The organism is Methermicoccus shengliensis DSM 18856, from assembly GCF_000711905.1.
Classification (GTDB): Archaea; Halobacteriota; Methanosarcinia; order DSM-18856; family Methermicoccaceae; genus Methermicoccus; species Methermicoccus shengliensis.
Map to the genome: position 1 here is coordinate 26701 of NZ_JONQ01000011.1, position 24086 is coordinate 50786.

Sequence of the window (24086 nt, forward strand, 5' to 3'; positions counted from 1 at the left end):
CCAACACAAAAAAGCTTTTCCTCTTGTGAGGAAGAAGTCCCGCCTCCCGGATTCGAACCGGGGACATCGCGGTATCTGCGCGGATGTGCGCTGGCACATGCTCGAACTACAGCCGCGCACTCTAACCAGGCTGAGTTAAGGCGGGTGCCCACATCTACTCCCTTCACAATATTAAAATTTTCCTATCAGGGGTATGCACGCCTTCTCATCTGCAAAGCAGGGCAGTGCCGCAAGCGCCCCTATGAGTCCTCGTCCCTCGATGGGCGCAAGCACTCCGTGCTCGTGGGCGGTCTGCAGAGCCTCATCCCAGCTAACCCTGTGGGAGCGTGCTCTCTCTGAGTACTTCCTCAGGAAATCACACCCGAACCCCACCCACACCGCCATGCCCACCTCTTCCGAGAGGGAGTGGCGCATCAGTAGCCGCTCGAAGCTGGATATGGCGTGTTGTATTGCGTCCTCTGTGCACCCCAGCTCCACCACCGTGGCGGTGCAGTTCTGTGTCTTTTCTGGCACTGGAAACAGCTGGACGATTGTGTGGGAGAGGTATGCCACCTCTTTTGAACAGACGTGCTTTGCGATGTTGTGCACCAGCGTCCAAGTGGCGCCCTTCTCTTTGGTGTCGGTGTCGTCCACACCTATGAGCACCCTGCGTCTTGCGGGGAGCACGATGGTGCCCCGCGCAAGCCTGCTCCCCCCAGATGGGGAGAGCTGGTACCGCCTCACACCATCTGCGAGCGCCCTGCACACCGTGGCTCCGATTCCCCCACCGCCGAGCCCTACATACGTGATTTCCACCTCGTGCTCCTTGAGCTCCACCCGCTCTATTCCAGCTGCCCTGTACGAGCCCTCGAGCGGCTCATCACACTCCCCTACTTCAAGGAGATAGCGCACGCTGTCGCCGTACACCTTTGAGGAAATCACATTGGAGCGCTGGGAGTAGTGGTGCAGTGCCCAGAAGGCACCACCAGAGCACTGGGGAAACTCCACAAGCTCCACCCTGTCCCCCTCCTCGCTCACCACAGCATGTATCGCCCTGTAGGGCACGGTGTACACATCATCCATAGTTATGGGCGAAGGGGACACACCTACATATAGGTGTGGGAATTCGCTCTCGCCCTTCTCACCTCCTTTTTCTTTTTCCACTAAACCACAAGATATATAATTTCAGTGGAGATTTAGGGTAATGGTTCAGAGGACAGTACAATGTAGTCCAAGATGATGAAGACCTTAAAGAGACACTCAATGTTTTCACAGGTGTAATCGGATTTCCCCAATATGCTGGAATGAAGGTAAACAGGCGGTTTTGAGGCTGGAGATGGAAGGGCTCATCTTCCCGTGCCCACGCCCTCGGTTGTGTGCCTTTTGCTCCGGAGAGTTCCCTCAGTGAGCCTCTTGTAGACGTGGAGGGCATCCTGCATCTCGATGAGCCCGCACTCCTTGACGAGGCTCATGAGCCGAAGCAGGATGTGCTTTTTGCGCTCGCTCTCTCTCTGCTGGTACGTGCGAATTGCTCGCAGAAACTCCACCTTGGTGAACTCTGGCCAGTAGGGGGTGCAGAAGTAGGCTGCACACTCGCTGCCGTTTGCCTGCCATGGCAGAAAGTTGGACGTCCTGAGCTCGCCACCCGTGCGTATTATTAGGTCCACGTCCGGTATCACCATACCGCTCTCGGTGTGCATGTGAGCGGATATCGCCTCCTCGTCCACATCCTCTGGCTCGAGCCTGCCCTCCCTCACCTTCTCTGCCAGCTTTCTCACCGCACTCAGAATCTCCCACCTGCCCCCATACGCTATCGCCACGTTGAGCCTGAAGTTTGTGTACTCACGGGTAACCTCCTCCACCTTCTTGACCACCCTCCTCAGGCTCTCTGGTATCAGGGAGCTCTCGCCCACCACCGACACCCTCAGCTTCCTCTCATGGGTGCGCTCGTCGTTCAGCAGCTTGTGAAACTCCTCCTCCATGAGCTCGAACAGGCAGCTCTGCTCCTCTTTGTCCCGTCTGAAGTTCTCGGTGGAAAAGGCATATATGCTCACGTTCTTTATGCCCAGCTCCCAGCACCAGTCGAGTATGTTCTCCGTCGTTCTTGCACCCTTCCTGTGTCCCTCGTGGGAGGGCTTTCGCATCATCCTCGCATACCTTCGGTTTCCGTCCATTATTATGGCTATGTGGTTGGGTATGAGCCCGGAGGAGACCTCTCGGGTGAGCATCCTTTCGTATGCACGGAGCACTGTACCCTCAAGCCATCGCCTGGACGCACGGGCAAGCCTCGCAAGGAAGGGGGAGGAAAATGACATATGGGTAAGTTCAGGGGGATGGCTTATATATATTGTGGTATTTTTGCACTGCCATGGCAGTGGTCTTCGAGGATTTCGTGATTCCTGCCGTTGACCTTAAAAATGGAAGGTGCGTCCAGCTGGTGCAGGGAAATCCCCAAAACGAGATAGTCTCCCTACCAGACCCGCTGCACGTTGCACTCTCATGGGTGGAGCAGGGGGCTCGTGTGCTGCACGTGATAGACCTCGACGGGGCGCTGTGGGGCTCGAGTGCCAACACCTCCATCATCGCCAGTATCATCGAGGAGTGCGATGTGGATGTGCAGGTGGGAGGTGGGGTGCGCACCATCGAGCATGCCAGCGAGCTGCTCGAGCTTGGAGCTGCAAGGGTGATAGTGGGCACTGCTGCATTTGAGAGCCCCCAGTTCCTCGATGCCCTCGTGCACGAATGGGGAGGTGATAGCGTGATGGTGGCCCTCGATGCCAGAGGCGGAAAGGTGTGCACTCATGGGTGGACGAGGTGCACCGAGACGAGGGTCGAGGAGGCTGGCCTGTGGGCACAGCGTGCTGGGGCAGGAAGCATTCTGTTCACCAACATAGACACAGAGGGGCTGCTGAGGGGTGTGAGCACCGAGCCAGTGCGGAGGCTGGCAGGGACGGTGTCCATCCCCGTGGTCGCCTCTGGAGGGGTGTCCACGCTCGATGACCTAATGCAGCTCAACAAGGCGGGGGCGGCTGCTGCCGTGGTGGGCTCTGCCCTGTACACTGGAAGACTATCGCTGAGGGGGGCGATGGCGGCATTGGAAAACCAGCACGAATAGCGGGGGATGGATTCGAACCATCGATCTACGGGTTATGAGCCCGTCGGGATCTCCTGGCTACCCTACCCCGCTTCGGGGTGGAAGAGTGAGGAGATGAGATATATAAAGCTTTCTTTTTAACTAAAGCGGATGGGAAGTCCCCTTCTATAAGGGAGTTCCGTGCTGTTCGTACTGGAGCTCCCCGACGCTGTGAATGCACGGTCGGAGAAGCTCCTTGGGTGAGCGAAGGGCAGTTCATTGAGGTGGGGGATGGCCCACCTACGCTCGTGCGAAGTCCCGCCACTCTTTTGTCTGTGCAAAGTCCTTCGTCGCCCTTACCATTGCGTACAGGTTAACTGGGGGCGTGTCTACGGGCAGCTCACAGCCTGGTCCCACGGTGTACCCATGGGAGCACCTCATCGCCGCTATGCGCATGCACTCCATTGTTTTGTTGTATACCCAATCATAGTCCATTGTCAGGAACTTCGAGGGCTCTATATTGCCAACCACCATGCAGAGATCGCCAAACTTCTCCACACACGTCTCCAGTGGAGTCCTGTAGTCAAAATTTATTCCAAATGTCCCGGGAACCTCTGTCCACATGTCCACGTTCTTTGTCTGGTTTCCACACGGATGACACAAGAATCCGGGTGCACCCGCCTTTAGTGCCTCCTCTCTGAACTTTTTCACATAGGGCAGGGCAAACTCGTTGAACTGCTTGGGGCTTATGAGGTCGTTGGAGTCGGTGGGACCGCCATCAAAGAACATCACTGGTCCAACCTCGTCGAGAACGTACTTCACCTCCTCAACGAGGAACTCCACCACCTTATCGAGCACCTTGTGGACGAGTTCTGGCTGTTTTATCATCCAGAGGAGCATCCTCTCCACGCCTATGATGTTGCCCGCCCATGTGAATGGGGTGCCAACGACAATGGATGGGCTCTTGTAGCCGGGAGGGTATTTCTCCATCACATACTTCATCGCTTCCACGAACTTGGGAACTTCCCCCGCCTTGCTCGGGTCTGGCACCTCAAGAGCATCCACTTGCTCTGGGGTGGTGACGGGGTGTCTCTTTACGGATGGAGACTGACCCCTGGATCCTGGGGACGGATAGGTAAGCTCTCCACCAAACTCCGCTGCCCCCGTGCAGGCGTGACCAAACAGGGGCCCCGTGTCAAACCCAAACAGCTGCTGAACTGGTAGGTATGCCTTCGCGAGCTTGATGGGGTACTCATAAATCTCTCCCACTGTGAGCCCATGCGTCATCCTCGCAACAAAGCCCATTGCGAACGCGCCTATTCCGGGTCTGTCCGCTCGGCCAGTCTGGTAGAGGGACATTAGGCGCTCCTGTGGAGTCATCTCCTCACGCATCTCTCTCAACCTCCCTCTCCCTCTCAAACACCCTGTTAAACACCCTCACAGCCTCTTCAGCTGACGGCGCGTAGATGTCTGCACCTATCTGCTCCTTGAACTCTTCGGTTATGGGTGCACCCCCAATTGCCACCCTGTACTTGCCTCTCAACCCCCTTTCCTCAAGCATTTTTATGACGTCCCTCATGTTCTCCATGGTGGTGGTCATCAGAGTGCTCATGGCGATCACGTGTGCCCGCTGGCTCTCAGCCGTCTCTATGAACTTCTCGAGAGGAACGTCTCCCCCAAGGTCAGTCACATCATATCCAGCTACCTTAAGCATTGTACCAACGATCTTCTTACCTATTGTGTGCACGTCCCCCTCCACTGTGCCAATCACGACTCTCTTGGTCTCTTTTGTGCTCAGGCCCTCGGTTTTTAGATGGGGCAGCAGAACATCCAGCGCGGCATACATTGCGTCAGAGGCTGCCAGTACCTCTGGGAGGTACATCTCCCCTTGCTCGTACATATCACCCACGACCTTCATCCCAGCGCTCAGGCCCTCACTTATGGCGACCTTCGGGTCAACTCCGTTTTGGAGTGCCCTTTGGGCACTCTCGACAGCCTTTCGAGCATCGTAAGTGACGATACTCTCCTTTAGTTCCTCCAAGATGTCCAAACGGGAACCCATTCAAGCCCCCTCCTCCCTAATAACATATATCTCTTATCTCTTTTTATATGTTGTGTTTCCTCTTTTTATATGTTGTGTTTCCCGACCCTTCACAATGATTCTGCATCATATCCGCACACAGCTGTCCACCACCACCTCGCCATGTCGTACAGGTCCTTGCTGAACACGCCAGATATGCGGTACTCCCCACCACTCACCGAGAGCATGCCCGCACCGAGCAGCTTGTTCCTCATGGAGTAGAACGAGGAGCGGGAGAGCTCGAGCTCCTCCATTACCTCCTCCCACTCCTCGCTTCTTAAGGGACGTCCGACCTTTTGCCTCTCCTCCACGAGGGAGAGGAACTGCCTTGCCTTGGCTGCCGTGCGCTCTGACCTGAAGAGCCTGAGCATCAGGGCGAGGTAGGGGTCCTTGGTGGCACTGATTCTCGACTTGCTGTCCGAGCGCACCACGATGGTGGTGGCAGTCCTTCTGGCGTCCTTGACGAGCACCATTGTACCACCTACAGGAACTCAAACCCCTCTGGGATGTCCCCCACCCACTTCAGGAAGGGCTCTGGCCATCCCGAGGGGTCTATGCCCTTCTGGGCAAAGAACGCACTCGCCCAGCGCTCGAGCCCCACGCCAGAGCATCCGCTCCATAGGGGCTCTCCCTTCTGGGACTTCACCGAAAAGCCCTTGGGGTACTTCTCGCCGTTCACGCTCACGTTCTGGAACTCGAGCCACTCTCCATCTCGTCCCCGGTAGGGCAGGTATGCCTCGTAGTCTGTGGTGCCCACCCTCGCATCACCGGCAAGCCCTGTGAGCCCCTCCTGAGCCATGAACCACGGCGTCACCCATGCCCTTCTCCACTCCAGCTCGAGGATGTCCTCGAAGATGTGATGGTATCTTTCCTGCAGCCGCTCTGCCTCCCTGACCACTCCATCGGGATAGTCCACCCACACTATCTCTATCCTGTGGAACTCGTCCACCCGTTCGATGCCATGAATGCCCCCGCTCTCGTATCGGTGCGAGGTGCCAGAGCGATCAAACACCCTGATGGGCAACGAGCGGTCTGCTATGGTCTCGCCCTGCAGGAACACCCAGAACGGCGGACACTGGGCATAGCACATCCCACCAATGGGCCTGTCGATGCGCTCTGCGATGAGGTCGAGCGGCACCTCGAGTGTGACGCGGTAGTGGTCCATCACTTCCTCCCAGTACTCTGGGTCTCTGGATTTGGGCGGGCACACGTAGTATATCTCGGGATACACGCCCTTCGCGTGTCCAGAGCGCATCCACACCTCCCATGGCACGAGCTTGGGGAATATCATCTCCCGGTAGCCAAGGGGCTTTAGCAGCTCCTCGAGCACGATGCGCTCGAAGGTGCGCATCACATGGGTCATCTGGGGTCCGTAAATCCACTGACCCCTGCTTGCACCGTGCTTGATCCACCCTGCCTTTATGAGGGCACTGGTGGGGTCATCACAGAACACCTCGGGCTTCCTCTCACTCTGCCAGAGCAGCTGCCAGTTCTCCGCCTTTGTACCGTGCTCTGCTGCCCTGAGCTTGTCCTCTATCAGGCTCACGATTCTGTCTGGCACTCTCTTTTCCAGCTCGCCCTCGCCCACGTCCAGCTCGAGCACCACATAACTGCCCCCGGCTTTCATCTCCCTCACGAACGGTATCTTTCCCAGCTTCAGGGGGCGTGGTGTTGGAAGATGGATTGTGTAGCGCTCCACCTCAAAGCCCCTAAGACCGATGCGCTGCTTTCCCAGCACCTTGGCGAGGGGCTTTCTGAGCCTCAGCACCGCCTCGTGGGCTCTAAGATAGCTGTCCGAGAGCACCTCGAGCACGAGCCGCTCTCCCCGTGCATCGTGTACCAGGTGGTGCACGCCCCTGCCTTCTGGCACTCCTCTGGAGAGCACATCGGGTGCCGTGTTCGCAAAGAACCCCTCCAGCTCCCTCGCATCCTCGATCGGATGGCTGAGCCTGAAATGGCCCACAAGATGAAACCGTGCATTTTCATCCATGTGCTATCTCCCCACAGCGCTGGCCATGCCGAGCGATACCTGGAGGCATCGTAGATAATCGTCGAGTGTGGCGAGCAGGCTTTTTGCGCTTGAGCACTCCACGGTAAGCGCCACCTCATCGTCCCACTCACACTGCATGTTGCTGGTGTTGTCCACAGAGACAGCCTCAATAGCGAGCCGCTCGTGGGGTGCAAGCTCTGAGAACACGATTTTTGCCCACGCACGCTCCTCCATGCTATCCTCCCGAGCCCCTCACATGGGCATGCGATATAAGGGTTTGGTAAAAGTAGCCCGGTACGGATTCGAACCGCAGTCGAGAGGTCCAGAGCCTCCCATGATTGACCACTACACCACCGGGCTTCCCTTCCCTCTTAGCTCGATACACCAATAAAAGGATTACGGTGTCTCAGTGTCTCTTACGGTGTCTCAGTATCTCACATACTTATAGAGGGGAAACAATGTGCTCCTGATGATACTCGGAATAAGCGGCACGCCGGGTGTGGGAAAGAGCACGGCAGCGAGCCTGCTGCGCAGGATGGGCATCGAGGTGGTGGACATCAATGCCCTCGTGCTCCAGCAGGGCTTTTCTCTGGGCACGGAAGGGGACTGCGTGGTTGCGGACATAGACGCCCTGCGGGAGCACCTCTCGGAGTACGAGGGGCTGGTGGTGGTAGAGGGACATCTCGCTCACCACGTGGCAGATGTGTGCATCGTGGTGAGGTGCAGCCCATGGGTGGTGGAGCAGCGGCTTCGGGAGCGGGGTTATCCAGAGAACAAGGTGAGGGAGAACGCCGAGGCTGAGGCGCTGGACGTGATACTGGTGGAGGCGGTGGAAATGTGCAAGAGGGTGTACGAGGTGGATGCCACCCACATGAGCCCGAGTGCACTCGCTTCGCACATCGTACGCATCATAGGGGCAGAGAGGGCGGGCACGCCCATATCTGGATACGAACCAGGGAGGGTGGACTTTACTGGCTACCTTCTATGAGGTCCTCGATGCGGGTGATGGACTCACTCGCTTTTTTTATGACTGCGGAAAAGTGTCTGGTGTCGCACCCATCTGTGAGCGCCAGCGAGAGCGGACTCTTGGGCATCGCTGGGGCTCCGATGTGCTCTCCCTCTGTCGCCCTCACCACCACCCTTCCCCTCTCACTTCTCACCTCAACCGCATCGCCGCTCTTGAGTGAGAGGTGCTTGAGGGTGCCCCTCTCCAGCTCGATGATGGCAGCCCTATCCAGAAACTCCTCTGAGAACACGTCTTGCTCCCACAGGGAGCACACGAACACGTCGTCGTACACCACCACCTCTACCGAGAGCTCTGGGCTTCCGATGAGCTCACCCAGCCTTCTCACCATTATACCCCCTACAGCATCATTCCAGTCTCAGATGAGGGCTTTATCTTCACGAGGACGTATCCCTTCATCTTGGAGCGTCTAATGTGGGCAATCTCTCCCAGCGATATACCTTCCTCGAACCTCACTGCTCTGATGCGGTCTGCGAACTCGTCATAGGGCAGTTTCACCCGTATGCCATCGAGCTGCAGCGTGAGGGGGGCTGGGGAGAGTATGTTCCTCGCCTCCTCTATCTGGGAGTATATCTCGAACCTCGCCCTTGCGGGAAACACCGTGAGCGGGTCGCTCGCCATCTCCTCCCTCCTTCTTCTGAGCACCCTCGAGACCGCGCCCACCACCCTCTCCAGCTGGGTAATCTCCTCCTTCCTTCTGAGCCTGTGGGCAATTCTGCCAAACCCATCGATGTATGCCTCCACTGGCAGCTCCTCGTCTATCCTTGGTCCTCCCACCGCCACCACGGGCACCTTTATCTGAGAGAGCAGCTTTGAGACCTTCTCCTGTATGCATGCCCTGAAGTTTCCGAACACAAAGATGGCGAGGTCGTGCTCGTTGATGAGCTCCCGCTCATAGGAGTTCATCACCGCCACGCGCTTTCCCACGCCCCTCGAGAGTCCAATCAGGTTGGTGTTTGCCCCCTGCCTTCGCATGAACTCCGCTATATCGCACGAGGGATGGGGCAGATGCTGGGAGGAGAGCGATGGAGCCACCACCGCTATCTCGGTGCCAGCGAGCGGAGCCACGGTGATCTTGCCGAGCAGCTTCTTGGCGAGCTGCTCCATGTGAGGTATGTCCTCCTCTGGGATGAGCATGAGGATGTTGATTTCGGTTTGCATCACGTTGGTCTCGAGCACGTATCCTCCAAGGTCCTCCACCAGCTCTATGATGAGCTGATGCTTGTGCACTCCCCCCTCAAACATCACTGGCTCGAACATGCTACCACAGCCTGCAAGCTCCTCCTCCCCTGCCCTCACACCCTCTCGAGATGCGCTGCTCTATCTCTCGCAGCTCCTCCTCGTCCGGCATCTTCCCAGAGGTCTCCCTCAGCATATCCTCCAGCATGTTCCCTGCCATGGTGTACCATCTGCCCTCCAGCGGGTTCTCCGAGGCTATCAGCATTCCATACCTCGATGTCAGCCTCGTGTCCTTCACCCTGAAGCCCTCTGGAGCGAGCCGCTCGAGCAGGTCGGCGAGCCGCTCGTACACCTCCTCTTTGGGCTTTTCCACCACGAGCTTTTCCACCCTCTCGATTTCTTTTAGCTTGTCCTGCGTGCGTATGGCGAACACCTTCTGCTCTGGCTGCTCCACACCGTCCCTGCCATACACGCTCCAGAGCTTTCGTATCAGGGGCACTGCGTAGTCCTCATCTCGAATCTCCACGAGCACCATGTCCTCTCCCGGTCCCCCGGGCTTCACGGTGGCGATATCCTCGATTTTTGCGGGCTGGAGCCCGTGGCGCAGCAGCATCACCACGATGAACACCGGCTCCTCTGGGTCAGCATATATCCGCATGTGCTCGATGACCCGTGCGAGCATGAGGTCTCCTATGAGCGTTTCGGCAACCTCTTTGTATAGCAGGGCACCCCTCTCGTCTGGGGAGTGCACCCTCACCAGTTCATGTCCCATCTGCGCCCTCCTTGAGCCTCAGCATACCCGACACCAGCAGTGCCGAGCCCACCGCTCCAATGTACTGTGCATTGGGCGGAACGAGCACATCGGTGTGCAGCAGCTCCTCCATCGCTCTTGGAAGCCCTGCAATCAGCGAGGTGCCGCCCACCATGATCACTGGCTCTTTCACCACCACCTCCTGAAGCTGCTGCTCGAACACCTGCTCTGTCACGCTGTGGCATGCCGCAGCCGCCACATCCTCTGGGGCAGCTCCAGCTGCGAGCGAGTTCACGAGGCTCTGGATGCCAAACACGATGCAGTATGAGTTCATGGGCACCCTTCTGTAGTCTCCCTTCAGGGCGAGCCTGCCAAACTCCTCGAGGGACACACCGAGCCGTTTCGCCGCAAGCTCTATGAACCTGCCAGAGGCACCAGCACATATTCCACCCATGGTGAACATCCCGGGAATGCCGTTGTGCACTGCTATCGCCTTGTTATCCATGCCACCTATATCTATCACAGTGGCATCGCCCTTCTGTCTGTCGGCGAGGAACACCGCCCCCTTGGAGTTCACCGTGATTTCCTCCTGCACGAGGTCTGCCTCATAGTGCTTGCCCACGAGAAAGCGCCCGTATCCAGTGGTGCCGATGCCTTCGATATCGGTCGCCCTCACCCCTGCCATCTCGAGGGCGTCAGCGAGTGCAGCCTCGGCACTCTCCACCACCTTGGTGGTGGGCACCCATCCCGTGCCTATGATCTCGTTGTCGTGCATCACCACTGCCTTGGTGGTGGTGGAGCCAGAGTCTATGCCCACGGTGAGCCCCTTCTGTTCCTCCAGTGCGAGAAGACTCCTTCGCTTGGCGGTAGTCACGAGCGCCTCCAGTCTCGTGAGCAGCGTGGTGCCCACCGTGCGCTCTGTGAACGAGTAGCTGATGACTGGAAGGGTGGTGTTCCTGTGGATGTAGCGCTGCACCTCGCTTCTCACGATCGCCCCTTCGGCACATCTAAAGCACGTGCTGATAAACACGCCGTCCACCTCAGTTCTGCCCTCCACGATGGACATGGCACGGGCAATGGCGAGCAGCAGGTCGTGGCTTGCCACGTCCAGCCCGAACTCCCTCTCGGCCCTCTCTATGTCCTCTATCTCGACCTCTGGAAACACCACATCGGCTCCCACTTCGCGGGTGGCCCACTCGATCTCCTTCTGCACCCCGCTGTACTCAGAGCCACACGAGATGAGCGCTATCCTTATCCTCTCACTCATCTCCCTTCCCTCCTCCGAGCGCATCGCAGAATGCCTTTATGCTGGCAACGAACTGCTCAGTCTCCTCCTCGTCTCTGGGATATTCGAGCTCGAGCACTGGAATGCCCTTTGTCCTGATGACGTACTTCACGAGCTCGTTCGTCCTCGCACATCCCATGCACCCAAAGGCAAGCCTCGCATTGCTCACTATGATGGCTGCCTCTGCCCGCTCTATCAGGGGGTCGAGCACGCCCATCCTTCCCCTGACGCCAGAGGGCACATCCACTGCAGCATACTTTAACCCCCGCTTTGCCTCCTCGGCGGTGATGTTCAGGGGAGGGGACTCAATAGAGGGTGTCCTCACCCGCTTCCCCACCTCGGTCATAATGCCAAGGGGCTCGTGCCCGAACCTCTCCACGAGGTCGTACAGTATGAGGCTGGTGTATGGATATATGAAGACCTTCACATCGAGCACCTCATGAATATCATGAATACTTCTCTGCAATCTTCAGTATCGCCTCTGGCTCGACCCTCTCCTCTGCCCCCTCTGCCCCCTTCTTGGCGGGGGGAATGTGCTGCCTTTCGAGCCTGTCGAGCGCCCTGCGTATCATGGGGAGCAACTCCCCCTCCTCCTTCAGGAGGTAGAAGCCTGGCCTTGCCCCCCCTCCACGGCTCGCCCTGCACCTGCGCTCATCACCGGGCCCAAAGCCCCTCTCCTTCACGAATATTCCGTGGGGGTCGAGGCTTCTGAGCCCCTCTATCATGCGCTCCACACTCTCTCGCCTTCCAGAGACGATGAGCCCAAAGCACGTCTCCTTTATCACCACGTCTTCGTTATTCATGTGTGCCTGTAGCGCAAGGTCCATCGGCAACACGGAGTCAGAGGAAACGACCACAATCTTCGTGATGATGTCCTCAGGGTCCTCAGGGGCTTCCCCCGAGTCCTTTCGCTTGGCAAGCCCTGCCCAAGGCTTTTGCTCCATCACTTTTCCTCCCTGATGTACAGCACGTCGCCCTGCCTTAGTCCATGGAGCTTATGGAGCTGCTCCCTGCTCACCCTCGCCACGATGTTCGTGGCATGGAACTTCTCTCCAGTGGGTCCATACTTTGTATCGTCCACGAGCTTTATTCCGAATATCCCCTTTCGCTTTGCTGCCTGGTTGGTCAGGCCAATCTCGCCAGCCTCCACCACATCGGTTGGCGTGTGCTCTGGTATGAGCTCGAGGTCTGGAGTGCTCTCTGGCTTCATGAGGATGGTGTTCTCATAGGTGAACACCACGCTCATCTCTCCTATGGGTCTGTATGCCATCCCCAGCGCCCTCGAGAGGTATTTTATGGACTTGGGGGCTTCTTGCCTGTAGAGGTGCACATCGAGCACCTTGGAGGGTGGCACTCCCAGTGCTCTGACCTTTCCACCCTCCACGACCTCGATGGTGGTGTGGGGATTCTGATCCACGATGATACCATCGTCCTCGATGTAGCCATCCCTCTCGAGCACCACGCCCCGCCTCCCAGCGAGCCGCTCTGCCTCCACAAATGTACGTCCATACACACTCAGCCGCTCTGGCTCGAGCCTGACGGTGAACGCATCTCCCTGAGATGCAAAGTCCAGAAGCTCCATCCCGCTCTTTACCTCCCCAACCACCGAGTGCATCCAGCTCGATGCCCTGTCCTGCTTGGAGATGTATATCCTGCCGATTCCGAACCCTTCGGTCCTCACCGAGACCGCACCCCTGCGGCGGGCTGCGAGGTGCTCGAACGGGCACACCTCGCCCTGCAACCCATCATAGGACACAAACGAGTTGGTGCACACATCCACTGTGAGCACGTGCCCCTCGAGGGCGGCGAGCACGTGCTCTGCCCCCACGGGTGCCTCTTTCAGAAGGGATATGCTCACTCCCGTGAGCAGCATCGCCCCCTCGGGAACCTCCTGCGAGAGATTCTCCGTCAGCAGAAAGTCCTTGGCACGCCTCACCTCGAGCACGGGCTTCACCGAGAGCAGCACGTCGCCCTCCTCCAGCTTGGGGAGCACGTGCGCACCCCTTATCACTCTTCCAAACCCCCCCTCCTCAGAACCCCCGTATGCGGCAGAGTGCCGCCTCAGCGAGAACGCCAGCATGCCCTTTTCGGCATCGAACCCAGAGGTCGCAAAGAACACCTCCCCTCCCTCATAGCGTCTCTCATTCCTTGAGGGCTCTATGTCCACTGGACGGTATCCGAACACGAGGGACTTGCCGTCGTTCCAGCGCACAGCAGAACCCTCGAACCCCATGAGCGTGCTGGCTACTGGTGCATCTGCTCTGAGTTCCACCTCGCCCTTGGTGGTGTGAAGAACGAACCTGTCCGTGCGCAGCTCCTCGCTGGAGGTGGACCTGAGCAACCCCACCTTGGTGCCTTCGATGTGGTTTATCCCATACTGCTCCAGCACGTCGGCTATCGTGGCACCTTCTGGCACTGTGACCTGCTCACCATCGAGCGTTATGGTGTGTTCCACGCTACACTCTCCCATAGCATCCAGAGCCTACTGATTTAAATGTCTTTTGAATTCAGGTTACCTCTGTCCTCATCTGGGCATCTATGAGCTGCTCTGGCGTGCCCTCTGCTATGATCTTGCCCCTGAACATGAGGATGCCACGGTCGCACACCGCCTCCACGAAGTCGGTGTCGTGGGACACGATGACGAACGTCTGGTCGAGGCTCTTTCTTGCTGCAAGGATGGAGTTGGACACCTCAGCCTTGGTGATGGGGTCCATCGTGCCCGTGGGTTCGTCCAGAATCACGATTCTGGGCTCCTTTATGAGCACCTGTGCGAGCGCGACCCTGTGCTGCTCGCCCTCTGAGAGCTCCTCTGGCATGCTCTTTAGCACCTCCTGCGCCCTCTGCTCACTGAAGCCCACCGAGGTGAGGGTGAACAGCGCCTTCTTCTCACCCAGCTCCAGTGGAAGGTCGAGCCCGATGGACTCTGTGAGGTTTTCGAGCACGGTGCGGTATGGGTAGAGGTTGTACTCCTGATGCAGAATCGCCATGTACTTGGTCGCCCTTCCCCTGAAGTTGTATCCCGGCTGGGTCATGTCCACCCACTCGTCGCCCACCCGGACCATCACGCTCCCGCTCGTGGGCTCCAGCAACCCTATGAGCATCTTGGCTGTGGACGTCTTTCCAGAGCCGCTCTCGCCCACGATGCCGAATATCTCCCCCTCGTACACCTCGAACGAGATGTTGTCCACCGCCCTGATCACGCCCCTGTCGATGGACACGTACTTCTTGGTGAGGTTCTCCACCCTGATGATGGGCGTTCCGACCTCTACCTTTTCCTTTGTTATGTGGGACACCTGCTTCGCGAAGCTCTCTGCCACCTCGTGGGATGGACCCTCCATTGTGATCTGGCCATCCTCGAGCAGTATCGCCCTCTCTGCCAGCTCCTCCACCACCGTGGGCCAGTGGGAGGTGACCACAAGCCCCATGTTGTACTTCTTCCTTGCCTTCACGATGGTGTCGTGCACGATGTCTGCGGTCTTGAGGTCGAGGGTGCCCGTGGGCTCGTCTGCGAGAAGCATTATGGGCTCCTTTGCGAGCTGGCGGGCGAGCACCACCCTCTGCTTCTCCCCACCAGAGAGTTCTCTTGCCACGTGCATGATGCGGTGGCTCATGTTCACATCATTGAGCAGCTCAGCAGCCTTCATCACAGCATCCTTCCCCTCATATCCCACCTCCGTGAGGGCGTTGAGCACGTTGACGAGCACCCTCTCATCTCCATATAGCCCGAACGTGCGCTGAAGCATGATGGCAAGCCGCCTTTGAAGCTCCTTTCGTCTTGGGTGATGGGAATCGAGCTTTGCGAGGTCGAACTCGATGAGCTTTAGCACTCCCCCACATCTCGGGCACGTCCCTCCAGCATCGCTGGGCCTCTCCAGCCTTCCACACTTTTCACACTCCGAGAGATGGTATATCACGGAGCCCTCATCGATGTGCTCCAGCCCCTTGAGCACGTGCATGAGCACAGTCTTTCCAGAGCCGCTCTTTCCGAGAATTCCGAGGGAGTCTCCTTCCTCGAGGGTGAAGCTGACGTCCTTTAGCGCACACCTACCATCGAACTTCACAGTGAGGTTCTGTACCTCGACGAGCACTGGCATCTATCTTCCTCCATTGGTTCGGGCATAGCTCGGATGCAGATATAATAGCCCGATACTTAAACTTTTGCTCCCCTAACTTTATGCCGAGCCTCCCTGCCCTCCCCACAGGCGCGCCTACCCCAGCCTCACTCCAGCCTCACTCCAGCCTCGCTCCATATTCTGTCCTCCAGATACTAAAGCATTGCCCAAAGTTTGGGGATACGCAGGAATGGACAATTGTATACGTCCATTCACAGAAAATATAAAAGAACAGCACGAAGAAAGAACAGCACGAAGAGCAGGCAGCTCTTTATTGTGTGGGGGCTGTTGGATATGTGGGATGATGACATGGAGATGAGGCAGAGACTCCTCGAACTCGTAAGAGCGCACACTACGCACATGTCCGTTGTGCTCTCCTCTGGCAGGAGCAGCAATGTGTATGTGGACTGCAGGATGATAACGCTGCATCCCGAGGGGGCACTTCTGAGTGCGAGGGCACTGCTCGGGCTGCTCGATGCCACGGGATGGAGGGCGGACGCCATCGGGGGACCCACGCTCGGCGCAGACCCCATATGCGGGGCGCTGGCGGTGGTGAGCCAGCTACAGGGAAGGCCAATCCCCACCTTCATCGTGAGAAAGGAGAGGAAGGCACATGGCAGGGGAAGGCAGATAGAGGGTCCCATCCCGGAGGGTGCACAGGTGGTGCTGGTGGACGATGTGGCGACCACTGGGGGCTCGCTGCTCAAGGCTGCCAGGGCTCTTCGCGAGGAGGGACATACCGTCGTGGGGGCGATGGTGCTCGTTGACAGGGGAGAGGGGGCTCTTGAGGCGCTTGAGGAGGAAGGGATACCGCTGAGAAGCGTTTTCAGCCTTCAAGACATCGTTTAAATGGGAGGCAGTATCAAATGGGAGGCAGTATCATGGTGTGGAATGTACTCGCGGAGCATGGTGTGCAGCGCAGCGATGTGGTGGAGGCATGGCTCGAGCTTTGGGTGCCGCATCCCGGGATGGATAGCAGTGAGAGGGCAGCCGAGCTGTTCGGGCGCGAGCTCGATGCAGCGCTCGATGATCCCAACGTGTGTGTGCTGCTGTATGCCGCTCTGCTGCTGGACAGCGCAGGAAGGCGGGGAGAGCTACCCTGTATCACAAGGGAGCATTACGACGCCGACCTTGCGTTCATCGTGGCGGACGAGCTGCTGGGAATGGCAATAGCCACATACGTGGGCGGCACCAAGGGTGTGTTCGAGTACACGAGATTCGACAGGCAAAAGCCCGGGGTGCTCTCACGGCTTCCGCCTTTTTTGGATGATGCAGTGGGCGGGCTCATCGGCGGCGCATCCGCGAACACGTACACCCATGCGATGAGGGGCTTGTGATGGGTTTCCAAGAAAGGCTCGCAGAGCACATGCGCACCATTCACATGTGTGCCTACCTCTCGGTGGGAACACCCTCCATTGATGCGAACATGTACTACTGTACCCGCTTCTTTGCATCTGACCCCGTGGTGTACCTGTGCCATCTCGATGGTGAGCTAAAGGAGTACTTGGCGGTCTCGGAGATGGAGCTCGAGCGGGCGTCAGAGCACTCAAGGGTGGAGAATGTGGTGGCATTCTCAGAAATTGGGGGCGAGAGATGGAGCCTTCGGGAGGTGGTGTCTGGGCTGTGCCGCAGGGCGGGCATAAGAAGGGTGTGCGTGCCAGAAGAGCTTCCAGTGGGTATTGCAGACTCCCTGCGGGCGAGAGGTATCGTGCTCGATGTGCGAAAAAGCCCCTTCTCAGCGCTCAGGCGCACAAAGGAGCCACACGAGATAGATTGCATACGGCGCTGTGCCCACGTGTGTGAGCGGGCATGCGAGAGGGCCATCCAGATGATTGCCGATAGCTCGGTCTCCCCAGAGGGGCATCTGGTATACGAGGGAGAGATTCTCACCAGCGAGAGGCTGAGGGAGGAGATAGATGTGGTGCTGCTCAAAGGGCACTGTGAGGCTGTGGAGGGCACAGTCGTGGCAGGAGGACCCCGGTCCTCCATGCCCCACTGGATGGGAGAGGGCGAGCTTCGGGCAGACGAGCCCATCGTGCTGGACGTGTTTCCAAGGCACAGGGAGTGCAGGTACTTCTCCGACCTCACCAGAACGGTGCTCAGGGTGCACAAGGGGGGAGAGAAGGTGGAGAGGATAAAGAGGATGCACGCCGCAGTGCTCGATGCCCACACGAGGGGCATATCGCTCATGAGGCACGGCGTGAGGGCATCAGAGGTGCACGAGCACGTGAGGCACGCCATCATCGAGCACGGATTCGATGCGCCCCCATCGGGAAGCCGTGCCACAGAGGGCTTCATACATTCCACTGGACATGGAGTGGGGCTGGAGATTCACGAGGAGCCCAGCATCGGCACCTCGGATGGGGTGCTCGAGCGCGGCATGGTGGCGACGGTGGAGCCCGGCCTGTACTATCGGGGCGTGGGGGGCGTGAGGATAGAGGACACCGTGGTAGTGGGCGAGGATGGGGGCAAAAGCCTCTTTACCATCTCGAGGGAGCTCGTGGTGTGATGTGTGAGATTCTTGCCCCATGCGGTAGCCTCGATGCGCTGAGGGCTGCGATAGCGGCTGGAGCGCATGCGGTGTACTTTGGCGTTGGGGAGCTGAATGCCAGAGCGTATGCCCAGAACATCTCGGTGGATGAGCTAAAGGATGCTGTGGGGCTTGCCCACGAGCACGGCGTGCGGGCATATGTGGCAGTGAACACTCTGATGAAGCAGCGGGAGATCGTGCGTGCCATCGAGCTCATGGATGCAGCATACGAGGCAGGGGCAGATGGCGTCATCGTGCAGGACATCGGACTGCTCGTGCTCTCAAGCGCCCGCTATCCAGACATGGAGATACACGCGAGCACCCAGATGACGGTGCACAGCACGGCTGGAGCTGAGCTGGTGGCAGCGCTCGGAGCGGACAGGGTGATACTCGCAAGAGAGCTTTTGCACTCGGAAGCAAGGCGCATAGCCGAGGAGGCTGGGGTGGATGTGGAGCTGTTCGTGCATGGGGCGCTGTGCTACTGCTACTCTGGCCAGTGCCTGTTTAGCAGCTTTGTGGGGGGAAGGAGCGCGAACAGGGGAAGGTGTGCCCAGCCATGCCGAAAGCGGTATATCGTGGAGGTGGATGGCAGGAGGGTATCCCCATCAGCCATCGGAGGAGAGCACGTGCTCAGCACCGCAGAGCTGTGCCTCCTCGACTCGCTGGAGAGGGTGCTGGAGTGCCATCCAAGGGCACTGAAGATAGAGGGCAGGATGCGAAGGAGCGAGTACGTGGCGTGCGTGGTGGATGCGTATCGAAGAGCACTCTCTGGCGAGGATCCCTCTCTCCTGAGGGGACGCATCTCCCGCGTGTTCCACCGCGGGTTCACGCACGGGTGGCTTCTGGGCGAGGACGTGATGTTCAGGCGGCATCCTGCCAACGTGGGCTTATTCATCGGCAGGGTGGACGAGGTGAGGGGAGGCATGGTGGAGTTTGTGCCCTCGGAGGACATCGAGGTTGGGGATGGCATAGGGGTGCACACTGCACACGGCATCGTGGGGGGCAGGATAAGGAGCATGTACGTGGGGGGTAGGAAGGTGAAGAGGGCGAGGGCTGGTGAGAGGGTACGCATCCCCTTCGCAGGGTGTGGCGAGGGGGACGAGGTGTACCTCACGGCAGATGTCTCGCTGATGAGGGAGCTTTCCCGCATGCACCCTCCTCCCGTGGAGGTGGACGTGCACGTTGTGGCAAGGGTTGGGATGCCCCTTCTGGTCAGGGTGTCGGACGGCGTGCACGTGGGCGTGGGAGAAAGCGGGTACGTGGTGGAGAGGGGAATAACATCCCCAACCCCCCATGAGCAGCTGCGCACAATCGCCGCAAGGCTCGGGGGGACACCATACACCGCCCGCAGCGTCAGTGTGGATGCGGACGAGGGGGTGTTCGTGCCATTGGGCTCCCTGAGTGAGGCGAGAAGGAGGGCGTGCGACGAGCTGAGCACGATGCGCAGGCAAGCTAAGGGAAGGACACGCCCAGACCGTCCCATGCCCGTGTTCAGGCACATGCACCCTGCCCGTGAGAGGCCCATCCTCTCGGTGGCGGTCAGGGATGCTCCCTCGGCGAGGGTGGCACGTGATTGTGGAGCGGACGTGGTGTATGTGCCACTCCACGTGCTCGATGAGGTCTCCTCCATGGGTGTGCCCCTCGGTGTGCTCACCCCTGTCATCACCAAGGACGATGAGCTCGAGGAGCTTGAGAGGGCGATTGTCCGCCTTCAGGGGGTGCACGTGTGTGCATCCAACCTCGGCGTGGTGAGGGTGTGTGCGCAGCACGCAGTGCCATTTGTTGCCGAGGAGAGTCTGAACGTGTTCAATCCCCTATCGTGTGCTGTGCTGGCTGAGCTTGGGGCGGTGAGGGTGTGTGCCTCTCCAGAGCTCACCCTCGAGGAGGTTCAGCAGCTGTGCGCCTCCAGCCCCGTGCCCATCGAGGTGAAGGCACACGGCTACCAGCGACTCATGGTGTCAGAGCACGATCTCGTCGGGGAGCTCATCGAGCGGGGCATCGCGAGGGAGGGACAGAGGGTGTACCTTAGGGACGAGGCAGGATACAGCTTTCCAGTGGTGCGGGAGCACGGCAGAACGGTGATATACAACTCCATCGAGCTGTGCATGCTCGAGCACATCCATACCCTCGCCTCGTGCGGTGCACGTGCCATCAGGCTGGATCTCGTGCTGCACACCCCAGAGCAGGTGAGAGACATCGTGGAGGCATACAGGAGGGCGCTTGCGGGAGAGCCCCAGAGGCTTGAGGGAAGGTACACCACTGGACACTACTTCAGGGGGGTGATGTAGTGAGGGTGTTTCTCGCAACCCCGATACGGGGCGTTGCCGAAAGACAGGAGATATACAGGCTGATGTACACACATCTCGTCGAGATGGGCATCGAGGTGGAGGGGGCGTTCTGGCTCTCGGACGAGCGGGGTCTCGATGATGAGGAGATATACGAGAGGGACATCGCAGCCTTAGAGCGCAGCGATGTGCTATTGGCAGAGGTGAGCTCACCCTCCACGGGAGTGGGCTTCGAGGTTGCCCATGCCCTGTGCAGGGGCATTCCCGTGGTGTGCGTGCACGAGAGAGGGGTGAGGCTCTCTGCCATGATAGCGGGCTGCCCAGAGGTGCACCTCTATGAGTACTCCACGCCCGATGAGCTCTGCTCGCTGCTAAAGAGCGCCCTCACTCGATTATGATGGCGGGACGCATGGGCCTTGCGAGGGCAGCCTTGGGCTCCTCTTTCGGTGGGTCCACCACCACCTCGAGCCCAAGCTCCCGCGAGAGAAACTTGGATGCCTCCTCCAGCAGCTCTCTCTCCGCCCTCCTATTCCACCCGGTGTTCACATAGCCTGAGAGCTTCAGCTCATCCATGGAGCGGATGTCCTTGGCGAGGCTCTTGAGGTAGCTGGCGGCCTCCTTCATGTGGGGCTTTACGCTCTCGTCCAGCGAGAGCCTCTTCATGAGCTGACCCATGTCGAGCGAGCTCCTGTGGGCGAGCGCCTCCTTGAGCACTGTGTAGCTCCAGTCCCCTGCGGTATACAGGTACACCCGCCTTGGTTTTTCTATCTTTGCCACCTTGAGGATGTTGGTGATGTCATCAAGTACCTCGCGCACCAGCAACTCACAGAACTCTGCTTCCTCGTCCACGTGCTCTGGGTGGTGCTCTGGATATGGTGCGAGGGACACGAAGTCTCCCTCTTCGTGGTACATGCTCCACAGCTCCTCGCACACGTGGGGTGTGAAGGGTGCCATCAGCCTCACCATCGTGTCCACCACGGTGAACAGCTCGCCCCTGCCTCCCCTGCGCTCGTACCAGCGCACATCATTGAGCAGCAAAAAGAAGGCGTGCTGGAGTGCCCTTCTGGTCTGCAGCGCCTCGAGCGCCTCCCTTGTCTCCCTCACGTGCCTCGAGAGCCTCGAGAGCATCCACCTGTCCAGCCTCGTGCTCTCCGAGCGCTGTGGATGGGATGCGATAATCTCGCGCGCCCACTCAAAGAAGCGCTGCAGGTGTCTCCCCATCGCCTCCACGTTCTCGCTCTTCCAGTCGGCATCCTGCATGTGTTCCGCATTGCTCAGGATGTACAGCCTCGTGGTGTCTGCTCCATGCTCCTCCACCGCCCGCCTGAGTGTGAGCAGCGGACCCTTGGACTTGCTCATCTTCTGACCCTCGAGCGACACAAAGCCGTTCACCGCTATCGCCTTTGGCCACTTGTCCCTGGGGAATATTGCCACGTGGTGGAATATGAAGAACAGCAGGTGGTTGGCGACGAGGTCCTTTCCAGAGGTTCGAAGGTCCACTGGATACCAGTACTCGAACTCCTCCCGTGCTGCCTTGACCGCAGCTCTGTGCTGTTCTGGAACGTGCTCGAGTGCCCGCTCGTCCCCGAGCAGTATATAGTCCAGCACGGGCTTGGTGAGCTCTTTTGCGCCCACCCCTCTATCTTTTAGCCTCACGATGATGTAGTATGCCATGTATATCGTGGAGTCCGCAAGGCTCTCGATGAGCCACTCCTCATCCCATGGCAGGCTGGTGCCAAGCCCTTTTCTCCTCGCACACGCCTTATCTTTGAGCCAATCTATCTTGTTCTCGAACTCCACCCTCATCTCTGGAGGTATTATCTTCATCTGGGCAAGGCACTCCCGTGCGCTCTGCTTCCACTCGGTGTCAGAATACGTGAGGAACCACTGCCCCCTCACCATCTTCACCACACAGCGTGTGCCACACCTGCACACCACTGGGCGCTCTGAAAAGTCGTAGAACAGCTCGGCATGCCCCTCGTCCAAAAAGTCCCTCGTGAGCACATCCTTGACCTCGGACACCGCCATGCCCGCATATCGTCCGCACACCTCCTTGAGCACGCCACTGTGAAACTCCCTGCGGTACACCAGACGGGTTGCCTCCTCTGCCTTAGGGTCATGCTGGTCCCTCACCTCCATCTGCTCGCACGCCTCTACCGCTGGATATTCCCCGTATTCTGGCACCGAGATGAGGGAGACGTAGCGGATGCTTTTGATTGGATTCTCGATGCCGTACTGCGAGAGGTCGGCATCTGCCAGGTCCTGCAGTGCAAGATGGTCGTACGGCGCATGGGCTGGCACGCTCATCACCACGCCCGTGCCCTCATCGGGATGCACGAACGTGGCAGGGAGCACCACCACTTCATTCCCAGTTATGGGGTTCTTCACCTCTGAGCCGACGAGCTCGCTGCCCCTCACCTCCCCGATGCGGGCAAGCTGCCGCTCGGTGTACTGCAGCTTTTCGAACGCCTCCTCGCTCACAACCCACTCTTCCTCCTTTCCATCGGGGCTCCTCACGGATGCCCTCACGTAGGTGAGGTCTGGGTTTATCCACAGGTTGGTCACCCCGAACACCGTCTCTGGACGAAGGGTGGCACACGGAAGCACAGTGCCATCTTCCAGCCTGAACTTTATCAGCACGTACTCCACGATTGTTGCGTCCTCGCCCCGCAGGATGTCGTGGTCCTCCACGGGGTTGTCGTCGTTTGGGCACCAGCGCACGGGATGCGAGCCCTTTGCCACATATCCTTTCTTGTGCAGCAGCTCGAACTGCCAGCGTATGAACGCCTTGTAGTGCTCGTCCATCGTGGTGAACTTGCGCCTCCAGTCAATGGAGAACCCGATGGAGCGCATGGCTTTCTCTGCCTCCACCCTGAAGTAGTCCACGATTTTCTCTGGGGTGTCCAGCGTGTATAGCACGTCCCTTGGGATGCCGTGATACCTCTCGTACACCTCCACGATCTCTGGGTCTCTGCTGCGTATGAGCTCAGAGAGCCCCACAATGGGGGTGCCCGTGACGTGAAAGCCCATGGGAAACAGCACATTGTACCCACACATCCGCTTGTAGCGCGCCACCACGTCTCCGATGGTGAACGTGCGCGTGTGCCCTGCGTGCAGATTGCCGTTGAGATATGGATAGGGCACCGTGATGAAGAACTTCTGCCTGTCTTCAACGATGGGCTCGAATACTCTGTGCTCGTCCCACAGCCTCTGCCACCTTCTCTCTATCTCGTGAGGGTCGTACATCCCATCATCAGCCTCGCTCTGGGCGTGTGTTGAGCATCCATGCTTATAAGGGTGATGGCAGCACCCATGCTTGGAGGGTGTGTGGGAGGGTGCGTGAGCAAGCTTAATATACGGGCTTTGTGCATGTAGGCACCCGACGATGAATGATGAAGGGGAAACCCTGAAGGAGGACAGTAAATGGCGGAGATTTATGTGAGGTTTGAGGTTCCAGACGATATACGAAATGCTGCTCTCGAGGCACTGGAGCTTGCCAGAGACACGGGAAGAATCAAGAAGGGCACCAATGAGGTGACCAAGACTGTGGAGAGGGGAATGGCAAAGCTCGTGTTCATAAGCGAAGATGTGCAGCCCCCAGAGGTGGTGGCGCATCTTCCGCTCCTGTGCGAGGAGAAGTCCGTTCCGTATGTGTATGTGAGGAGCCAGAGCGAGCTTGGGGCAGCCTGCGGGCTTGCGGTGAAGTCCGCAGCCGCGGCCATCGTGGATGCGGGAAAGGCGAAGGAGATGGTGGAGGACATAGCCCAGAAGCTCGCCACCCTCAAGTGAGGTGTGTGC

The 24086-nt window shown here is 58.7% G+C and carries 24 protein-coding genes and 3 tRNA genes; 8 read left to right on the forward strand and 19 right to left on the reverse strand.

The features are described 5' to 3' along the window. Positions 1–37: 37 nt before the first annotated feature. The 3 genes from BP07_RS04045 to uppS all read right to left on the reverse strand — a co-directional run bounded on the left by BP07_RS04045 (position 38) and on the right by uppS (position 2294). Positions 38–145, reverse strand: a tRNA-Tyr gene (locus tag BP07_RS04045). Positions 146–171: 26 nt separating this feature from the next. Further along, on the reverse strand, positions 172–1062 hold the full coding sequence (gene mmp11 / locus BP07_RS04050) for a methanogenesis marker protein 11 (RefSeq protein ID WP_042686085.1): 891 nt from the start codon (positions 1060–1062) through the stop codon (positions 172–174). Positions 1063–1325: 263 nt separating this feature from the next. Continuing rightward, positions 1326–2294 (reverse strand): polyprenyl diphosphate synthase, encoded by a 969-nt coding sequence (gene uppS, locus BP07_RS04055; protein WP_084174102.1) that lies wholly within the window; start codon positions 2292–2294, stop codon positions 1326–1328. 59 nt (positions 2295–2353) lie between these two features. Here uppS and hisA point away from each other — a divergent pair, with 59 nt between their 5' ends. Beyond that, the gene (gene hisA / locus BP07_RS04060) at positions 2354–3094 is read left to right on the forward strand and encodes a 1-(5-phosphoribosyl)-5-[(5-phosphoribosylamino)methylideneamino]imidazole-4-carboxamide isomerase (protein ID WP_042686346.1); all 741 of its coding nucleotides are present in this window, start codon (positions 2354–2356) and stop codon (positions 3092–3094) included. Here hisA and BP07_RS04065 read toward each other — a convergent pair. The 7 genes from BP07_RS04065 to BP07_RS04095 all read right to left on the reverse strand — a co-directional run bounded on the left by BP07_RS04065 (position 3092) and on the right by BP07_RS04095 (position 7482). Next, positions 3092–3166: transfer RNA gene (locus tag BP07_RS04065), tRNA-Met, on the reverse strand. The genes hisA and BP07_RS04065 overlap by 3 nt on opposite strands. Before the next feature lie 186 nt (positions 3167–3352). Further along, a complete protein-coding gene (locus BP07_RS04070) occupies positions 3353–4444 on the reverse strand; it encodes a uroporphyrinogen decarboxylase family protein (RefSeq protein ID WP_042686087.1) in 1092 nt (363 codons plus the stop codon). Further along, positions 4437–5114, reverse strand: coding sequence for a corrinoid protein (locus BP07_RS04075; RefSeq protein WP_042686089.1), 678 nt, complete (start codon positions 5112–5114; stop codon positions 4437–4439). The genes BP07_RS04070 and BP07_RS04075 overlap by 8 nt, the downstream gene beginning before the upstream one ends. Positions 5115–5203: 89 nt before the next feature. Then, positions 5204–5605 (reverse strand): hypothetical protein, encoded by a 402-nt coding sequence (locus BP07_RS04080; RefSeq protein WP_042686092.1) that lies wholly within the window; start codon positions 5603–5605, stop codon positions 5204–5206. A gap of 8 nt (positions 5606–5613) precedes the next feature. Then, positions 5614–7122 carry a serine--tRNA ligase gene (locus tag BP07_RS04085; protein ID WP_042686096.1) on the reverse strand — a complete coding sequence of 503 codons (1509 nt, stop codon included), beginning with the start codon at positions 7120–7122 and terminating at the stop codon, positions 5614–5616. A gap of 3 nt (positions 7123–7125) precedes the next feature. Beyond that, a complete protein-coding gene (locus BP07_RS04090; protein WP_042686098.1) occupies positions 7126–7356 on the reverse strand; it encodes a KEOPS complex subunit Pcc1 in 231 nt (76 codons plus the stop codon). 53 nt (positions 7357–7409) lie between these two features. Beyond that, a tRNA-Gln gene (locus BP07_RS04095) sits at positions 7410–7482 on the reverse strand. A gap of 109 nt (positions 7483–7591) precedes the next feature. Here BP07_RS04095 and BP07_RS04100 point away from each other — a divergent pair. Further along, positions 7592–8110 (forward strand): adenylate kinase family protein, encoded by a 519-nt coding sequence (locus BP07_RS04100; protein ID WP_042686348.1) that lies wholly within the window; start codon positions 7592–7594, stop codon positions 8108–8110. On the opposite strand, the gene BP07_RS04105 is transcribed toward BP07_RS04100, so the two are convergent. The 8 genes from BP07_RS04105 to atwA are packed head-to-tail and all read right to left on the reverse strand — an operon-like array spanning position 8091 to position 15455. Continuing rightward, on the reverse strand, positions 8091–8477 hold the full coding sequence (locus BP07_RS04105) for a molybdopterin dinucleotide binding domain-containing protein (RefSeq protein WP_042686100.1): 387 nt from the start codon (positions 8475–8477) through the stop codon (positions 8091–8093). The genes BP07_RS04100 and BP07_RS04105 overlap by 20 nt on opposite strands. Positions 8478–8485: 8 nt before the next feature. Next, positions 8486–9445 carry a methanogenesis marker 7 protein gene (locus tag BP07_RS04110; protein ID WP_245597044.1) on the reverse strand — a complete coding sequence of 320 codons (960 nt, stop codon included), beginning with the start codon at positions 9443–9445 and terminating at the stop codon, positions 8486–8488. After that, a complete protein-coding gene (locus BP07_RS04115; protein WP_042686102.1) occupies positions 9408–10097 on the reverse strand; it encodes a methanogenesis marker 17 protein in 690 nt (229 codons plus the stop codon). Before BP07_RS04115 ends, BP07_RS04110 begins: the two co-directional genes overlap by 38 nt. Further along, complete coding sequence (locus tag BP07_RS04120) at positions 10087–11343, reverse strand: methanogenesis marker 15 protein (RefSeq protein WP_042686351.1); 1257 nt, start codon at positions 11341–11343, stop codon at positions 10087–10089. Before BP07_RS04120 ends, BP07_RS04115 begins: the two co-directional genes overlap by 11 nt. Next, on the reverse strand, positions 11336–11788 hold the full coding sequence (locus BP07_RS04125) for a methanogenesis marker 5 protein (RefSeq protein WP_042686355.1): 453 nt from the start codon (positions 11786–11788) through the stop codon (positions 11336–11338). The genes BP07_RS04120 and BP07_RS04125 overlap by 8 nt, the downstream gene beginning before the upstream one ends. Before the next feature lie 19 nt (positions 11789–11807). After that, complete coding sequence (locus BP07_RS04130) at positions 11808–12305, reverse strand: methanogenesis marker 6 protein (RefSeq protein ID WP_052353234.1); 498 nt, start codon at positions 12303–12305, stop codon at positions 11808–11810. Beyond that, complete coding sequence (gene mmp3 / locus BP07_RS04135) at positions 12305–13831, reverse strand: methyl-coenzyme M reductase-associated protein Mmp3 (RefSeq protein ID WP_042686103.1); 1527 nt, start codon at positions 13829–13831, stop codon at positions 12305–12307. The genes BP07_RS04130 and mmp3 overlap by 1 nt, the downstream gene beginning before the upstream one ends. Positions 13832–13868: 37 nt before the next feature. Next, entirely contained in the window at positions 13869–15455 is a 1587-nt protein-coding gene (gene atwA, locus BP07_RS04140) for a methyl coenzyme M reductase system, component A2 (RefSeq protein ID WP_042686105.1), read from the reverse strand. A 312-nt stretch (positions 15456–15767) separates the two neighbouring features. Here atwA and pyrE point away from each other — a divergent pair, with 312 nt between their 5' ends. From pyrE to BP07_RS04165, 5 genes are read left to right on the forward strand one after another with little or no spacing between them, the layout of a single operon-like run. Further along, positions 15768–16322, forward strand: coding sequence for an orotate phosphoribosyltransferase (gene pyrE, locus BP07_RS04145; protein ID WP_245597048.1), 555 nt, complete (start codon positions 15768–15770; stop codon positions 16320–16322). 32 nt (positions 16323–16354) lie between these two features. Next, a complete protein-coding gene (locus tag BP07_RS04150) occupies positions 16355–16810 on the forward strand; it encodes a phosphatidylglycerophosphatase A (RefSeq protein ID WP_157203069.1) in 456 nt (151 codons plus the stop codon). Then, complete coding sequence (locus BP07_RS04155) at positions 16810–17982, forward strand: M24 family metallopeptidase (protein ID WP_052353235.1); 1173 nt, start codon at positions 16810–16812, stop codon at positions 17980–17982. Before BP07_RS04150 ends, BP07_RS04155 begins: the two co-directional genes overlap by 1 nt. Beyond that, entirely contained in the window at positions 17982–20291 is a 2310-nt protein-coding gene (locus tag BP07_RS04160; protein ID WP_042686111.1) for a DUF3656 domain-containing U32 family peptidase, read from the forward strand. Before BP07_RS04155 ends, BP07_RS04160 begins: the two co-directional genes overlap by 1 nt. Further along, positions 20291–20686, forward strand: coding sequence for a nucleoside 2-deoxyribosyltransferase (locus BP07_RS04165; RefSeq protein WP_042686114.1), 396 nt, complete (start codon positions 20291–20293; stop codon positions 20684–20686). The genes BP07_RS04160 and BP07_RS04165 overlap by 1 nt, the downstream gene beginning before the upstream one ends. Here BP07_RS04165 and leuS read toward each other — a convergent pair. Continuing rightward, positions 20673–23534, reverse strand: a complete 2862-nt coding sequence (gene leuS, locus BP07_RS04170; RefSeq protein ID WP_042686117.1) for a leucine--tRNA ligase — start codon at positions 23532–23534, stop codon at positions 20673–20675. The two genes, BP07_RS04165 and leuS, sit on opposite strands and share 14 nt — an antisense overlap. Positions 23535–23711: 177 nt before the next feature. On the opposite strand from leuS, the gene rpl7ae reads away from it, so the two are divergent. Next, positions 23712–24077, forward strand: coding sequence for a 50S ribosomal protein L7Ae (rpl7ae, locus tag BP07_RS04175; protein WP_042686118.1), 366 nt, complete (start codon positions 23712–23714; stop codon positions 24075–24077). The last annotated feature ends 9 nt before the right edge of the window (positions 24078–24086 follow it).

What these genes read in the sequence shown, in the direction of transcription:
- mmp11 (WP_042686085.1), bottom strand. Translation starts at nt 1,062, where the DNA reads ATGGATGATGTGTACACCGTGCCCTACAGGGCGATACATGCTGTGGTG.
- uppS (WP_084174102.1), bottom strand. Translation starts at nt 2,294, where the DNA reads ATGTCATTTTCCTCCCCCTTCCTTGCGAGGCTTGCCCGTGCGTCCAGG.
- BP07_RS04070 (WP_042686087.1), bottom strand. Translation starts at nt 4,444, where the DNA reads ATGCGTGAGGAGATGACTCCACAGGAGCGCCTAATGTCCCTCTACCAG.
- BP07_RS04075 (WP_042686089.1), bottom strand. Translation starts at nt 5,114, where the DNA reads ATGGGTTCCCGTTTGGACATCTTGGAGGAACTAAAGGAGAGTATCGTC.
- BP07_RS04080 (WP_042686092.1), bottom strand. Translation starts at nt 5,605, where the DNA reads ATGGTGCTCGTCAAGGACGCCAGAAGGACTGCCACCACCATCGTGGTG.
- BP07_RS04085 (WP_042686096.1), bottom strand. Translation starts at nt 7,122, where the DNA reads ATGGATGAAAATGCACGGTTTCATCTTGTGGGCCATTTCAGGCTCAGC.
- BP07_RS04090 (WP_042686098.1), bottom strand. Translation starts at nt 7,356, where the DNA reads ATGGAGGAGCGTGCGTGGGCAAAAATCGTGTTCTCAGAGCTTGCACCC.
- BP07_RS04100 (WP_042686348.1), top strand. Translation starts at nt 7,592, where the DNA reads ATGATACTCGGAATAAGCGGCACGCCGGGTGTGGGAAAGAGCACGGCA.
- BP07_RS04105 (WP_042686100.1), bottom strand. Translation starts at nt 8,477, where the DNA reads ATGGTGAGAAGGCTGGGTGAGCTCATCGGAAGCCCAGAGCTCTCGGTA.
- BP07_RS04115 (WP_042686102.1), bottom strand. Translation starts at nt 10,097, where the DNA reads ATGGGACATGAACTGGTGAGGGTGCACTCCCCAGACGAGAGGGGTGCC.
- BP07_RS04120 (WP_042686351.1), bottom strand. Translation starts at nt 11,343, where the DNA reads ATGAGTGAGAGGATAAGGATAGCGCTCATCTCGTGTGGCTCTGAGTAC.
- BP07_RS04130 (WP_052353234.1), bottom strand. Translation starts at nt 12,305, where the DNA reads ATGGAGCAAAAGCCTTGGGCAGGGCTTGCCAAGCGAAAGGACTCGGGG.
- mmp3 (WP_042686103.1), bottom strand. Translation starts at nt 13,831, where the DNA reads ATGGGAGAGTGTAGCGTGGAACACACCATAACGCTCGATGGTGAGCAG.
- atwA (WP_042686105.1), bottom strand. Translation starts at nt 15,455, where the DNA reads ATGCCAGTGCTCGTCGAGGTACAGAACCTCACTGTGAAGTTCGATGGT.
- pyrE (WP_245597048.1), top strand. Translation starts at nt 15,768, where the DNA reads ATGTGGGATGATGACATGGAGATGAGGCAGAGACTCCTCGAACTCGTA.
- BP07_RS04150 (WP_157203069.1), top strand. Translation starts at nt 16,355, where the DNA reads ATGGTGTGGAATGTACTCGCGGAGCATGGTGTGCAGCGCAGCGATGTG.
- BP07_RS04155 (WP_052353235.1), top strand. Translation starts at nt 16,810, where the DNA reads ATGGGTTTCCAAGAAAGGCTCGCAGAGCACATGCGCACCATTCACATG.
- BP07_RS04160 (WP_042686111.1), top strand. Translation starts at nt 17,982, where the DNA reads ATGTGTGAGATTCTTGCCCCATGCGGTAGCCTCGATGCGCTGAGGGCT.
- leuS (WP_042686117.1), bottom strand. Translation starts at nt 23,534, where the DNA reads ATGTACGACCCTCACGAGATAGAGAGAAGGTGGCAGAGGCTGTGGGAC.
- rpl7ae (WP_042686118.1), top strand. Translation starts at nt 23,712, where the DNA reads ATGGCGGAGATTTATGTGAGGTTTGAGGTTCCAGACGATATACGAAAT.